The following is a 13,645-nucleotide window of genomic DNA, read 5'->3' on the forward strand; positions in this document are numbered from 1 at the left end:
GGAGGGAGACCGCAATGCAACTTTTGGCATCTGTCTTTTTGCCGACCTACCCGGATCCGCCCGGATCGAAAGTCGCATCGAATGCCGTCGCAGTGGCGAAGCTGCTGGGTGCCACCCTCGATATCGCGGTCGTCAATGTTGACATTCCGGACGTCTCGAACGCGTTGTCCCGTCTCCTGCTCGATCTCCCCGCCAAGATCCACGAAGTCGAGGCGGCCAGCCGGCAGAGAGGCAAGATGCTGCTGGATGCAGCGGCGGCCGAAGCGTCGCGATGCAACGTCACTTTGACGAGCCAGGAATTGAAAGCCCAGCCGGCTCTGATGGGAGAGGCTGCGGCCAACGAGGGCCGCTACTTTGACTTGTGCATGGTAGGTTGGACACCGAACAACGAAGCCTCCCAGATGATTGCCGAAGAGGTCGTGTTCAGCTCGGGCAGGCCGGCTTTGATTCTCCCGGGCGACGAAGATGTCGGCCCGCTCGACCATGTAGTGATCGCCTGGGACGGCAGCCGAGTTGCCGCGAGAGCCGTGGCTGATGCCAAGCCGTTCCTGGAACGGGCATCGGCAATATCGGTCGTCACCGTCACTGACGAGAAGGTGCTGCCGCGCGAAGATACTGGCGAACGTCTGGCACATGGGTTAGCGGCGCGAGGCCTCTTGGCCAAGGCCGAGTCGATCCACGCCGGCGACAATGAAATCGGCGCTGCGCTTCAGGAGCATGCCATCAAGATCAACGGCAGTCTGCTCGTCATGGGCGGATGGGGTCATTCCCGACTTCGAGACTTTGTGCTTGGTGGAGCTACGCAAGGCATCTTGGCGGATCTGCGCTTGCCGGTCTTGATGTCGCATTAGGGGCATGACCTTGGACAGCGATCAGCACCCCGTCTTGCGTTTCCATGGCGCGGCGCATTGCGTGACAGGGTCATGCTACGAAATTGAAACGCCACATTGGCGGATCTTAATCGATTGCGGTTTGTTTCAGGGTTCGAAATCCGAACGGGAACTGAACTATGGCGCATTCCCATTTCCGCCGGATGCGATCGACGCGGTCATCCTGACCCACGCCCATATCGATCACAGCGGTCTGCTCCCCAAGCTGGTGAGGCAAGGCTTCCGAGGACCGATCTACGCAACGAAGGCCACGATCGATCTTTGCTCTGTCATGTTGCCGGACGCCGCGCATATCCAGGAAACGGAAGTGGACCAGCTCAATCGCCGCAACGCCCAGCGCGGCAGGCCGCTGGTTGAACCGATCTACCGCAAGGAGGACGCGGTCGCATGCATGCCTCTGTTTCGGGGTGCGCAATATGGTGACTGGTCGACCGTAGCCGAAGGTCTACGGGTCCGCTTCTGGAATGCGGGCCATCTGCTCGGCTCCTCGTCTGTTGAACTAGAGCTCGATGGAGGTGGGCGCTCGCCGATGCGCATCGTGTTTTCGGGCGACATAGGTCCGGGGCACAAGCTGCTCCAAGCCGACCCGCAGGGTCCTTCCGGTGTCGACTATCTCGTCTGCGAAGCAACCTATGGCAACCGGGATCGCGCGGATGTTTCGCCTGAGGAGCGACGCTCGATGCTCGGTGAGATCGTGCGGGGCGCCGCGCAGGCGAACGGTCCCCTGATCATTCCGTCGTTCGCCGTCGAGCGCACACAGGAATTGCTGGTTGATCTTCATCTGCTCATGCAGGCCGGCGAGGTTCCGAGAGTCCCCATATTCGTCGACTCGCCGTTGGCCACACGCGCAAGCGCCATATTCCAGAGACATGCCGATGAAATCGAAAAGGGCGACGTGCTGCGTCAGGCTTTGATTTCAGCCGAGTTGCGGTTTACCGATACAGTCGAGCAGAGCAAGGCGATCAACCGCCTGACAGGCTTCTTCGTGGTGATAGCGGCAAGCGGCATGTGCGACGCGGGGCGCATACGCCATCATCTCAAGGCCAACCTCTGGCGCAAGAACGCCACTGTCATGATGGCTGGATATCAGGTCCAGGGTTCGCTGGGCAGAATATTGCTGGACGGCGCCCGGCGGGTGCGTATCCAGGGTGAGGAAATCCAAGTGAGGGCGAACGTCACCTTCTTCGATCTATACTCCGGTCATGCGGATGCCGTCGAGCTCGTGGCCTGGATATTGGCTCGCGGCCCAATCGAGCAATCGCTGTTTCTGACCCATGGCGAAGAGGAAGGTCTTACAGGCCTTGCAGACCGCCTCAAGGGATCGTTTCCGGAAGGCAGGATCATCAAGCCGCAGCTTGATGACGCCTTTCGATTGAGCCCCGAGGGCTGCCTGCCAGTCGAGATCAACCATGCTCGCAGGCTGAAGCCTGAGAGCGTCGGCCGTCTCGATTGGCACAACGATCTCTCCAGGCTCTTGCTGGACGTGAGCGAGGCCGTCAATTCGGCGGCGGACGAACGCGGTCGAGCCAAGATCATCAGGCGAATGCAGCGAGCACTCACTGCCCAGGGCGATTAGATGCAGCAGCTGATGGAAGCGCCCAGTCTCGAGAACACGCAAAGCGGGGCTGGCGGTTCTGAAAGCCTGCGCGGCCTTAGCGAAACCGAGGCTCAGGCCAGACTTCTCGCCGAGGGGCCGAACGAGCTGCCCAGGTCCAGTCGGCGCACGCCATTTAGAATAGCCCTTGAGGTCATTCGCGAACCGATGCTGGCCCTCTTGCTTGGCGGAGGTGTCGTCTATCTGCTTCTGGGCAACTTGGAGGAGGCGCTGATCCTGCTGGCATTTGGCACGATGTCGATCGGCATAACCATCATCCAGGAGACGCGCACCGAGCGCGTTCTGGAAGCACTGCGTGACCTCACCAGCCCTCGCGCCCTGGTCATACGCGGTGGTGAACGCAAACGCATAGCGGGCCGTGAAGTTGTCCGGGGAGATCTCGTCGTGCTCGGCGAGGGTGACCGGGTCCCGGCCGATGCCAGGCTTCTTGAGAGCCGGGACCTTCAGAGTGACGAATCCCTGCTGACAGGCGAATCCGTGCCGGTTCGAAAGATTGCCGCCGGCGAGGCCCCGCCACTGACCGAACACCGGCCAGGCGGTGACGACCTGCCTTTCTTATTCTCTGGTTCGCTGATCGTTCGTGGTTCAGGCATTGGCGAAGTCCTTGCGACCGGGCCACGAAGTGAAATCGGCAAGATCGGGCACTCGCTCAGTTCAATGGAGGCAGAGCCGCCGCGATTGCAGGCACAGATGAGGCGCGTCGTACGCATTTTCGCGATGGTCGGCGGTGCAGTCAGCGTCGCCTCGGTCTTGCTGTACGGGCTGCTGCGGGGCGGTTGGCTGGACGCGGTGCTTGCAGGCATCGCGCTCGGCATGTCCATGCTGCCGGAGGAATTTCCCGTCGTGCTCACGATCTTCCTGGCCATGGGGGCGTGGCGCATATCGCAGGCGCGCGTCCTGACCCGCAGGGCCGCCGCGATCGAAACGCTTGGCTCAGCGACGATCCTTTGCACCGACAAGACAGGAACCCTTACAGAGAACCGGATGACCGTCGCCGAACTGCGATTGGAGGATGGAAGGCGATTGCGGCCGGCCTCCAATCCGGAGACGGACCTGCCGGCGGCATTCGCCGATTTGGTCGAGACTGGCGTGCTCGCCAGCGCGCAGGTTCCTTTCGACCCCATGGAGATCGCATTTCACAAACTCCGCAGGGAACGGCTATCCAAGCACAAGGGTGGTCTGGACAGACCGAATTGGGAGCTAGTCCACGCATATCCGCTTCGACCCGGCCTGCTGGCAATGTCGAATGTCTGGCGGTCGACAGGCGGCGGTGGCAATTTGCTGGTTGCGGCAAAAGGTGCGCCAGAAGCTATCGCGGCGCTGTGCCACCTGAGTGCGAGGGAGATGATGGTCTTGCAGGGCTTGGTCGAGGCCATGGCGGCCGAGGGGTTACGGGTGCTTGGCGTGGCGCGCGCTTTTCATCGCGGCTCCGACTTGCCGGATAATCAACATGATTTCCAATTCGAATTCCTCGGGCTGGTCGGTCTGACCGATCCGCTGCGCGCTCGCGTTCCCGAAGCTGTCAGCGACTGCCGTTCGGCCGGCATCAAGGTGATGATGATCACCGGTGACTACCCGGCAACTGCCAAGGTGATCGCGCGTCAGGCTGGCCTCGATGCCGAAAGCATCGTGACCGGCAGCGAGATGCAAGCGCTCGGTGACGACGAGCTGGCGCTGCGGGTGAAAACCGCAACCGTGTTCGCGCGCATCATGCCCGAACAGAAACTTCGCATCGTGAGCGCGCTGAAATCGAGTGGTGAGATCGTGGCCATGACCGGCGACGGCGTCAATGACGCGCCGTCGCTGAAGGCAGCCAATATCGGGATTGCCATGGGTGGCCGTGGCACCGACGTCGCGCGCGAGGCGTCGTCGATCGTCCTGCTCGACGATGATTTCGGTTCGATCGTCAAGGCCGTTCGGCTTGGCCGCCGCATCTTCGACAATCTGCGTAAGGCCATAGGGTTCATCTTCGCGGTGCACGTGCCCATCGCCGGCCTCTCGCTGCTCCCGTTGCTGTTTGGCCTGCCGATCCTGTTCGGACCGATCCATATCGCCTTTCTGGAGATGGTTATCGATCCCGTGTGTTCACTGGTCTTCGAGGCAGAAAGCGAAGAAGACGATGTCATGCGCCGTCCGCCCCGCAATCCGGACTCGCCCCTGTTCTCTGGGGCGTTGATCGGGTGGGGACTGATCCAGGGGATTGTCGCCTTCGCGCTTCTCGCGGGCATTTACATTGTCGCCCTGAGACAAGGCATGGCCGAGAATGAAGTCCGGGCGCTGATGTTTTTCTCGCTGGTGCTGACAATCGCTGGGCTGATTTTTGTCAACCGCTCCTTCAGCGCGTCCATTTTGACCGCGCTTAACAGGCCGAACCGATCGCTCATGATTGTCGTCGTCGCCGTCGCATCAATGTTGGCCGGCACGCTTCTTTGGCCGTTTGCCACCAGTCTCTTCCGCTTCGGACCGCTGCATCTCGACGATCTCGCTATGACGTTTGCCGCGGGATTTGTCGTGCTGGCAGGCCTCGAGTTACTGAAGCCACTCTGGCGGGAGCGCCTCAAGGCCTAGCCGCAAGTGCCGATCCATGACGGGTGAGTTGATGATCAACAAAAGTTGGAATGTCATGCAAACTCCCGCACGAACCGTTTCGGAGCTGGCGAGATGAACGCCGGCGCTCGTCGAGTTCGCCGCCGCCGCGCAGGCAGGTTTGTTCTAGCCGCTGCCGCGATCATCGGGATTGTCGTCTGCGTGTTTTTGGCCCGGCCATTTTTAGGCGCGATCACCTGGGCGTCTGCTCTGGCAATCCTCTTTGGCCCTTTCCAAGGCTGGATCGAGACGAAGGCGAAACATCCGAACGTGGCGGCGATGGTTTCGGTATTGACGATCGTGCTGCTCGTCTTTGTCCCGGCAGCTTTCGTGGTGGAGCGTCTGGTCGAGGAAGCTGCTTCCGGGGCTGCCTCTGTCCGAACCCGGTTAGCGGATGGAGAGCTGCAGCGGCTCCTAAACGCGCATCCCACCATAGCACCTATTGGAAGGTGGATAGATCAACAGGTTGATCTGCCCTCGATGATGGCAAGCCTCGCAACATGGTTAAGCAATGCCGGCGCGACTTTCGTCAAGAGCTCGGTGTTGCAGGTCGCGGAGGTCTTTATAACGTTCTACATGCTGTTCTATTTCCTTCGCGATCGGAAAGCCGTTGCACGCCTTCTTCGCGATTGGATGCCGCTGGACAGCGCCGAGACGGAGCGATTGTTTCAGCGCGTCTTCGATACCGTTCACGCAACAATATATGGGACGCTAGCCGTCGCGGCGGTTCAGGGTTCTTTGGGGGGCCTGATGTTCTGGATCCTCGGACTGCCGACGCCCCTACTCTGGGGCGTGGTCATGAGCCTGCTTTCCGTCGTGCCGGTCCTGGGTGCTTTCATCGTGTGGATACCGGCGGCGATCCTGCTCCTGCTTGACGGTGATTGGGGCAAGGCCCTGATCCTCACGGTTTGGGGCGCCATTGCCGTTGGCGGGATCGACAACCTCCTTCGGCCGATGCTGGTGGGAAACCAGCTGAGGCTCCACACAATTCCCGCCTTTATATCGATGATAGGTGGGCTGGCGCTTTTCGGGGCTCCCGGGTTCATACTTGGTCCCTTAGCTGTTACCGTGACGATGCTGCTGGTGGAGGTGTGGGCAGCGTCCGGCAGAACGAGCTATCGCGAGGATCCGATGTGACAGCGCGCCAAAGTGCCCCCCGAGCAATCGCACGTTGGCCGTAAAGCAGAGCTGCGCTGCCAACAAAGATCACCGTCGCCAACTCTATTGTTGCACACCGCCGCGGGCGCTCTTTTGGATTGGGTAGACCAGCTCGATGCGGATACAATGAGCCCAGCCCCTAGTGGGATCCGATCTTGCTGCCATCGACAAGGGAAGCAGGCGGATAGACGACCACGATTTCACCCGGCCGTACGCCCTGGGCCACGGCAAGACGTCCCGAGCCCCGCGTGACGTCGATCTCCCGGAGGTATGCGCCCTTGATCGATGACGAAGATGCTTCAGGCATCGCCTAGCGAATCCAACCTGACAACCGGCTGGCAGCCATTTTTGGGTGTCGCCGGCCAACCTTTGGCTAGCCGGACTTGTCGACCACAGGCGTGCTCTTTTCAGATGCTTGCATAACTTCGGATTTGCACATGGTCTCCTCGAAGGAGTTCGCGGAGGTGCGATAGCCGCTGCCCAGGTTATACAGCGGCTCGAGCTAAGCGTCGCTTGAATCTCTGCTTCCGGCAACGGTTGACCTCACCTCGTACGCCTGGGCAGAAGGCGCAAAGCTGCCAATTCGAGGGCAAACGGGAGAGCACGCTGAGCGACCCCTGAAACCATTGCGCGAGGTCAGTGGTTCATAGCTTCCTTTAAACGCGCAAGATGCTCATTGGTGCGTTCGCCGAGCCAGGCAAGCGCTTCCTGCCGGGCAAACCTTCCTTTCTGGCCTTGGCGAACGCTCGGTCGCCCTCCCATCAACTCTGACACCCACGGCCTGCTGAGGCTTGAGGCGGAACGACGCCTGGGCGGGGTAAACCACATCATCCATGGCGGAGACACTGTCAGTCCTGAAGGGCCGCGTCTCCACGCTGCACGAGCGGATGGATCGCTTCATTGAAGGCGACAAGGTGGCGCGCAAGCGCACGCCGGGGCTATAGCAGGCGCGAAATCTCTCAGAAAAGTCATCTTCATGCAAACTTGATCAGGATCATGACACATCCAGGGGGAATACCCGTCGGCCAAATGCTTGCGCACGCCGGTTGGCGACGCGCAAAGGATGACAGGAACGCAATCAGATTAGGCCGGACGGCTGGGATAGGCGCCTGCTCAGAACTTGTAGCTCATGCCCACCTTGATCGCGCTCTCGTTCAGCTTGACCCTGGTGGTGCCTGCGGCAGCGGCTGGCGTGGCGAATTGGGTGCTGCCAAAATCGGAATGGCGATAGTCAATATTTGCGACCAGTTTGTCGGTAAGCGCGTAGGCAAGGCCAGCGCCCACCGTCCAGCCAACCTTGGTTTTGCTGAATTCAGCCCCGGGGAACACCGGACCGCCGAGAACAGCTTCTCCGCCACCCTCGTAGTCGAGGAGCGCAACGCCGCCCGTCACGTACGGAAGGAAACGATCCCAGGCGTAACCCACCTGTCCGCGAAGCGATCCGCCGTAGTTCAGGGTGATTTCGTCACCGCTAGGCGATCCTCCAATAATCGCTGCTTTGTCGTTCTTTCCGAAGTAGCTGAAGATGTCGCCCTCCACGCCAAGCACGAGCGAATTCGGGAACTGGTAGCGGTAACCCGCTTGCCCACCAAGCGTAAACGTATCTGGCCCCGGGCTGGAATGGAGAGCTCCCGAACTGATGGGCGGGAAGGTGATCTCACTATCGAAGAACGAATAGCCGCCTTGAGCGCCAACATAAAAGCCGGTCCAAGAGAAAGGCTCGCTGGCGAGGGGAATAGGCTCAGGGGAGCGGATGGCGAGGTCAGCGGCCGATGCGGTGCCAAAAGTAGCCGCGGACATTAGCAAGGCAAGTGCATGGCGCTTCATCAAAAAACTCCCTCGGATGCCTACTCCATAGCCGAGCGAGATTTCCCCGTCTGTAGCGCGAACGCAACGGAGCGGTCGAAACTCCAGACTATCGCCGTACAATGCGATATCCAATTATATCTTCAGGAAATTAGACCTTGTTATTGCCCTCCATTAACTCCGGCATTTGCCGTCACGAGAGGGAGATGGCTTGCAAAAGCTGTTGTCCGGACAATCGGTAGATAACATCAAAAGAGGCATCCATGCTGGGATGTTAATTAGGCTCTTGCTCAGCTGGCTCTTTGCCCTCCACGCACGAGAGAGTCGGTTAGCCGGCGGTTCAAACCAACGCCCCCAACGCGGAACTGTCGGCCTACGGACATGGCGTCCACCCCTTCCGCAGCTCTGGCATCACCGCATGGTTGGTGAATTGCAGGTTCCGATCGTTGCGGCCGGCGGCACGGCATTCGCCACCGACGCGCTTGGCGTAGCAAGCAGTTTGAGGATCCTCGATGTGGCCGAATTGATCAACCTGCGCGAGGCACCTAGTGCCTGATGGTTTTTTGGTTTGATGCCGAACCAGCATTCCGGGAACCAGACCGTGGCGCCCGAAGCCGCCCGATTCGAGACGATCGTCGTCCTATTCAGGCACCGCCCAACGCCCGAGATGGGAAGTCCCCTGTAGTCAGGATGGACTTTGGGCAAGTCTGCTAGCCGTGTGGCTCACAATGGCCGCTTTCAGTCTGCGGGGAACTGCGCCTAACATCCGACTTGAGGCGCATAGCTGCCGTTCAGAACATAGAGGGGTATACGGATTCACCTTGTCAAGAAGACCGACGCGCCAGACGGTCAGCCTCCCGACCTACTTTAGGTCCGAATCTCGTACCCCACTTTGTCGATGAGCACTCGCAATTGGGACCGAGGCGAGACCCAGAAAGTTCGAAAAGCTTCCAGGAACCCCAGCCAAACTGGATGCCCCTTAGACAAAACGGTTCTCGAAGCTTGCTCCGAAGACGAAGCCGCGCAACGCGATGGATGTTAGTTCACGTCCGCGCAGAGCATTCTTGAGCACAGGCTGCTCGAACGACCCCGGGTCGAGCGATCCGGGGTCCAGTCGCTCGGAATGCCTACTTATTCAATTTCGCCTGCAATGCGTTGACATCATCTGTCGTCATCTCGCCGTCGGTCGTCACCTTGCCGTCGACGATTTTCCAGAGCCGGAAGGGACCGGTGATGTCGCCAAATTTGTCGAAAGATACCGGGCCAATCACGCCTTCGTAGCGGATCGGCTTTCCGTCTTTGATCAGGCCGAGCGCCCTGGCGAACTCCTCCTTGCCGGCATAGATCGGGGTGCCTGCCGGATCGACCGCCTTGTACATGGCGTCCTTGATCTTGGCCGGGTCGTCGGAGCCGGCGATGGCGATGGCGAGCCCGACGATGGCTCCGGCGTCATAGGAACGATCGGCGGCCGGGTTCGATGGCTCGATGCCTGAGAATTCCTTGTAGTTCTTGTTGAAATAGTCGGTCGACGCGGTCGGGCTGGTGCCGGAGGACGTACCATAGGCATTCTTGAGATAATCGGCCCCGACGGATTCAATGAAGTCAGGACTGTTCATACCGTCATTGAGCAGGAACTTCTGCACGCCGCCTTGCGAGATCCAGGTGCGGGCAACGGTGGCGCCGTCGACCGGCGTGCTGACGAGATAGAGTCCGTCCGGATCACCGGCCATCGCCGCCGTCACTTCCGATGCATAGCTCGACTGCTTCTCGTTGTAGGGCGTGTCGGAGACGATGGTGCCGCCGAGCGCCTTATAGGCGCGCGAGAACTCCGCCACCATGTTGACGCCGAAGTCGTTGTTGACGTGGATGATGGACAGCTTCTTGAAACCCTTGTCGATGGCGTATTTGGCGGCGGCCACGCCCTGCAGCGCATCCGAGGTGATGGTGCGGAAGAAAATACCGTTGGTCTTGCCGTCGCGGCCGAGCGCGGTCAGCGTCGGCGAAGAGGACGCAGGCGACACCTGGACGATCTTGGCCGGTGCGGTGACCGAGGTGAGGATCGGGATCGACACCGAAGAGATGATGCCACCGATGATCACCGGCACTTTCTTGACCTGGACGAGCTGGGTCGCGGCGTCGACCGCGACATTGCCCTGGCTCTGGCTGTCGCGCGTGTCGGTGGCGAGATCGCAGCCGCGCACGCCGCCCGCGGCATTGATATCGCGAAAAGCCATCTCGACCGACTTGGCACCCGCTTGGCCGTATTCGCCGGCCGGGCCGGTCAACTCGATGACTAGGCCCACGGTGATCTTGCAGTCGGCGGCATGCGATGCGCCAGCCAGCGTTACGAGAGCGAGCGCGGTGGTGAATTTCAGTATCGTGTTTCTCATTGTTGTTCCCCTTTGAGTTACTCGACTTGGTTTGATCTCTTGAGCCTGGTTCAGCGTTCCGGCACCTGCAGCCAGGTCTCATGCAGATGCCGCCATTCGACGCCGTTGGGCGCCGATGAACTAGTGGTGAAGACGGCGCTCGACTGACGGCGGCTGAGCTTGCCGCCGCGCAACTGCGCCTCGACATAGAGGACGACGATCATGTCGTCGGTTTGCCAGCCGGGCGTGATGTTCTCGATCGAGATGGCAAAGCCGTCATCGCAGGTGGCGCGGCTTTGCCTGACATGGTCGACGACCGCATCGCGACGGAGGACCACGCCGCTCGGCGCGATCATGGTCAAGCCTTCACCCATCACGGCTTCGAAGCGACCGAAGTCGACCGCGTCGGCGCGCGCTGCGACGAACCAGTCGACGAAGAAGTGGTGCAGATCGACGATCTCGGTGCTGGCGCGGGAAAACAGCGAGGCCTCCTGGCTCATGGCGCTCACACCCGGCCCGCATTCAGATTGTAGTGCATGATTGAGCCGTGACGGCCATGGCGGTCACGCTCGAGCGTGTAGACGTCGCCTTCGAGGCCGGGGCTTTGCGCGATCACCGCGCCGATCGCCGCCTTGTCGTCAGGGCTCAGTTGGACGTCCATGATTGCCGCATTGGCAAGCGCGTGCGCCTGGTTGCGGGCACCGACGATGACGGCCGCGACCTGCGGCTGTTCCAGCACCCAGGCGCTGGCGATGGTGGCGATGTCGACGCCGTGGCGATCGCCGACCGTCTTCAATGCCTGCAGCAATTGCTGGAACAGGTCCCAGCCGCCGAAATCATCGATGACGAGCTTGTATTTGACCAGCGAGCGGTTCTCGAGCGGCGGCGCCGGTTCGGCAGCGCCAAGCCATCGATCGCTGAGGAAACCGCCGGCAACCGAACCGTAGCATAGGAAATGCATGCCATGTTGTTTGGCCAGCGAGGCGACGCCTTGGGCAGGACGCTGGTCGAGCACGGAATATTGCAGTTGCTGACTGACCAGCGGAATGCCCGCCGCCAGGATTTCGGCGAGCCGCTGCGTGTCGAAATTGGTGGTGCCGAGATTGCGGACCTTGCCCTCGCGGCGGAGCTCGTCGAGCCAACCCATCGCCTCGACATAACGAGGCTGCGCATAGTCCCACCAGTGGAATTGCACGAGGTCGATGCGCTCGGTCTTCAGCCTGCGCAGCGACTGGTCGATGATGCCCCTGATATAGTCGCGGCTGATGCCGGCCAGCCGCTCGAGATCGGGCACCAGCTTGGTGTGCACCTTCATCCCGGCGGCGGCATCGAGGCCACGTTTGTTGCCAAGCCGCAAACGCGCGGCGCCGATCAGTTCCTCGACGCCGGTGTAGATGTCCGCGCAGTCGTAGGTGAAGATGCCGGCGTCGAAGGTTGCGATCAAATCGCTCACCGCTTGTTCGCGATCGATCGCGCCGTGCCCGCCGGCGAGCTGCCAGCCGCCGCGAATGACGCGCGAGATCGTATAGCGGGGGCTGAGTTCGACGGTCGTCATTCCTTTTCACCTTCCGCCGGCAACGGCACCGCCGTCGTTTCGGCATGGCTGAACCGCCGCTTGGCTACCCTGACGATCCTCAGCCGGCTGGCGCAGTTGGGATCTGGACAGGCAATCTCGGCGTCAGACGTCATCCAGTCATTGGCGTGCGTCGGCCGCTGCTTGGCCGCCAGCAGCGGCAGCACGGCGGCAATGGAATAGATCGAAAAACCCTGCCCCGCCGGCAGCGACAGCATCTCGCCCTTCAGTTCGAAATAGTCGCCGGCCCTGGCGCCGCAATAGATCAGCTTGCCCTCGGGAATGACCGCCTCGACGCGAAGATCGAAGAGCTCGAAACTGTCGTCGCGCCCGGCCATTTCAGATCTCCGTTCGCGTGAAGGTGACGTCGCAAGCGCCATTGCGGCGAATGACGCCGCAGGCGGCGGCGAACTGTTCCCGCTGCTCCGGCAGCACCTGCGCGACGACGCTTCCAGCGAGCCAGCCGATCGGGAACAAGAGCCGCGCGCCCTGCCCGTAGAACAGACCGATGTCGAAGATCGCGTTCGGATTGCCGCCCCACATGCGCGGCGGCACATAGGAGAGCACGATGTCGCCGGGCTGGGGCGTCAGCGTCGCATTCTCGGCCGGCAAGGGCTGGGCATAGGCCTGGCCCTCCAGATGCGGCGACGGCACCGGACAGGAGATTTCAGGACCGGTCCACATCGCGTGGATGCCGGCGACCATGCGGGGCTCCTCCAGATAGCCCCAGAGAAAGGCAGCATTGCCCGGCGCCTTTTCGGGCAGCAGCAGCGCCGTCGCCGACAGGCCTGAACGCGGCTCGGTGATCTTTATGGCGGCCTTTGTCATGTCACTCCGTTCGAGCCCTGGATTGCAGCTTGTCGCGAAGGAAGGCAAAGGGGCGGCTGATGTCGGCCACCAATGCCTCGCGCGCGGCTTGTGCATTCTGCGCCGCAAGCGCTGCCACGATGCTGCGATGGTAATGCGCGGTGTCCACCTCGCCGGCCTCGGAAAAGGCGTAGATGGCGACGCGGATGCACGGACCGGATTGCAGCCAAAGGCTCTCTATCATCGGTATCAGCACGGCGGACCCGCAGGCGCGGTAGATTTCGAAGTGAAAGCTCTGGTTGAGCGTAACCTCGCGATCGATATCCTTCTTTTGCTTCAGCGCCCGGACCTCGTCCCATTCGCGCAGCAGGGCCTCGACGGTCGCGATGCCACGCGGGCCCATGCGCGTTGCGGCGAGCGAGATCGCCTCCCCTTCGATCAGGATGCGTGCGCGCAGCAGGTCGTCGATCCGCTCCAGCGTGATCGGCGGCACGCGCACCGAGCGGTTGGGCAGCGCCTCGAGCGCTTTCTCCGTGATCAGCCGTCCGAGCGCCTCGCGCACCGGCATGGTCGAGGTGACCAGCGCGTCGGCAAGGCCGCGAATGGTCAGCACCTGGCTTGGCTCGAACAGGCCGCCGATCAGAGCGCGGCGCAGCTCGGAATAGACGCGGTCCTGCACCGTCTCGCGGCCGACCGGCACAAGTTGCGCGGCGAAAACGTCATTGTTCCGCTCCACGGCTGCCTTGTGCATGCGCTCCCGACTCCAGCCTTTTTCTGACGATCCTTTTTGGCGGACCTGCCTGTTTTCGGCTTGCGGAGAAAATTAAAGCTGATTAGCGTG

12 protein-coding genes and 1 pseudogene are annotated in these 13,645 nt (G+C 61.3%); 6 read left to right on the top strand and 7 right to left on the bottom strand.

Annotated features, from left to right (window positions below; all coding sequences use genetic code 11):
• Positions 1-14 precede the first annotated feature (14 nt).
• The 5 genes and pseudogenes from E5X34_RS21960 to E5X34_RS21980 form a co-directional block, all read left to right on the top strand.
• Positions 15-851, top strand: a complete 837-nt coding sequence (locus tag E5X34_RS21960) for a universal stress protein (RefSeq protein WP_292568830.1) — start codon at positions 15-17, stop codon at positions 849-851.
• Positions 852-855: 4 nt separating this feature from the next.
• Complete coding sequence (locus tag E5X34_RS21965) at positions 856-2,466, top strand: MBL fold metallo-hydrolase (RefSeq protein ID WP_292568832.1); 1,611 nt, start codon at positions 856-858, stop codon at positions 2,464-2,466.
• A 12-nt stretch (positions 2,467-2,478) separates the two neighbouring features.
• Positions 2,479-5,073, top strand: coding sequence for a cation-translocating P-type ATPase (locus E5X34_RS21970; RefSeq protein ID WP_292568939.1), 2,595 nt, complete (start codon positions 2,479-2,481; stop codon positions 5,071-5,073).
• A 93-nt stretch (positions 5,074-5,166) separates the two neighbouring features.
• The gene (locus E5X34_RS21975; RefSeq protein ID WP_292568834.1) at positions 5,167-6,228 is read left to right on the top strand and encodes an AI-2E family transporter; all 1,062 of its coding nucleotides are present in this window, start codon (positions 5,167-5,169) and stop codon (positions 6,226-6,228) included.
• A 781-nt stretch (positions 6,229-7,009) separates the two neighbouring features.
• Positions 7,010-7,093 (top strand): annotated as a pseudogene (locus E5X34_RS21980) (metallophosphoesterase); the annotation flags it as partial.
• Between the two features lie 269 nt (positions 7,094-7,362).
• Here E5X34_RS21980 and E5X34_RS21985 read toward each other — a convergent pair.
• Positions 7,363-8,076, bottom strand: a complete 714-nt coding sequence (locus tag E5X34_RS21985) for an outer membrane protein (RefSeq protein ID WP_292568836.1) — start codon at positions 8,074-8,076, stop codon at positions 7,363-7,365.
• Positions 8,077-8,473: 397 nt separating this feature from the next.
• Here E5X34_RS21985 and E5X34_RS21990 point away from each other — a divergent pair, with 397 nt between their 5' ends.
• Positions 8,474-8,611, top strand: a complete 138-nt coding sequence (locus tag E5X34_RS21990; protein WP_292568838.1) for a hypothetical protein — start codon at positions 8,474-8,476, stop codon at positions 8,609-8,611.
• Between the two features lie 571 nt (positions 8,612-9,182).
• On the opposite strand, the gene E5X34_RS21995 is transcribed toward E5X34_RS21990, so the two are convergent.
• From E5X34_RS21995 to E5X34_RS22020, 6 genes are read right to left on the bottom strand one after another with little or no spacing between them, the layout of a single operon-like run.
• Entirely contained in the window at positions 9,183-10,445 is a 1,263-nt protein-coding gene (locus tag E5X34_RS21995) for an ABC transporter substrate-binding protein (RefSeq protein ID WP_292568840.1), read from the bottom strand.
• A gap of 50 nt (positions 10,446-10,495) precedes the next feature.
• A complete protein-coding gene (locus tag E5X34_RS22000; protein ID WP_292568842.1) occupies positions 10,496-10,924 on the bottom strand; it encodes a hypothetical protein in 429 nt (142 codons plus the stop codon).
• 5 nt (positions 10,925-10,929) lie between these two features.
• Positions 10,930-11,979, bottom strand: coding sequence for an aldo/keto reductase (locus E5X34_RS22005; protein WP_292568844.1), 1,050 nt, complete (start codon positions 11,977-11,979; stop codon positions 10,930-10,932).
• Positions 11,976-12,335, bottom strand: coding sequence for a TIGR04076 family protein (locus E5X34_RS22010; RefSeq protein ID WP_292568846.1), 360 nt, complete (start codon positions 12,333-12,335; stop codon positions 11,976-11,978). The genes E5X34_RS22005 and E5X34_RS22010 overlap by 4 nt, the downstream gene beginning before the upstream one ends.
• 1 nt (position 12,336) lies before the next feature.
• Positions 12,337-12,825: a DUF3830 family protein gene (locus tag E5X34_RS22015; protein ID WP_292568848.1), complete on the bottom strand. Its 489-nt coding sequence runs from the start codon at positions 12,823-12,825 to the stop codon at positions 12,337-12,339.
• Position 12,826: 1 nt separating this feature from the next.
• A complete protein-coding gene (locus tag E5X34_RS22020) occupies positions 12,827-13,555 on the bottom strand; it encodes a GntR family transcriptional regulator (protein ID WP_292568850.1) in 729 nt (242 codons plus the stop codon).
• Positions 13,556-13,645 lie beyond the last annotated feature (90 nt).

It is taken from the genome of Mesorhizobium sp., from assembly GCF_004963255.1.
In the GTDB taxonomy this organism is placed as follows: domain Bacteria; phylum Pseudomonadota; class Alphaproteobacteria; order Rhizobiales; family Rhizobiaceae; genus Mesorhizobium.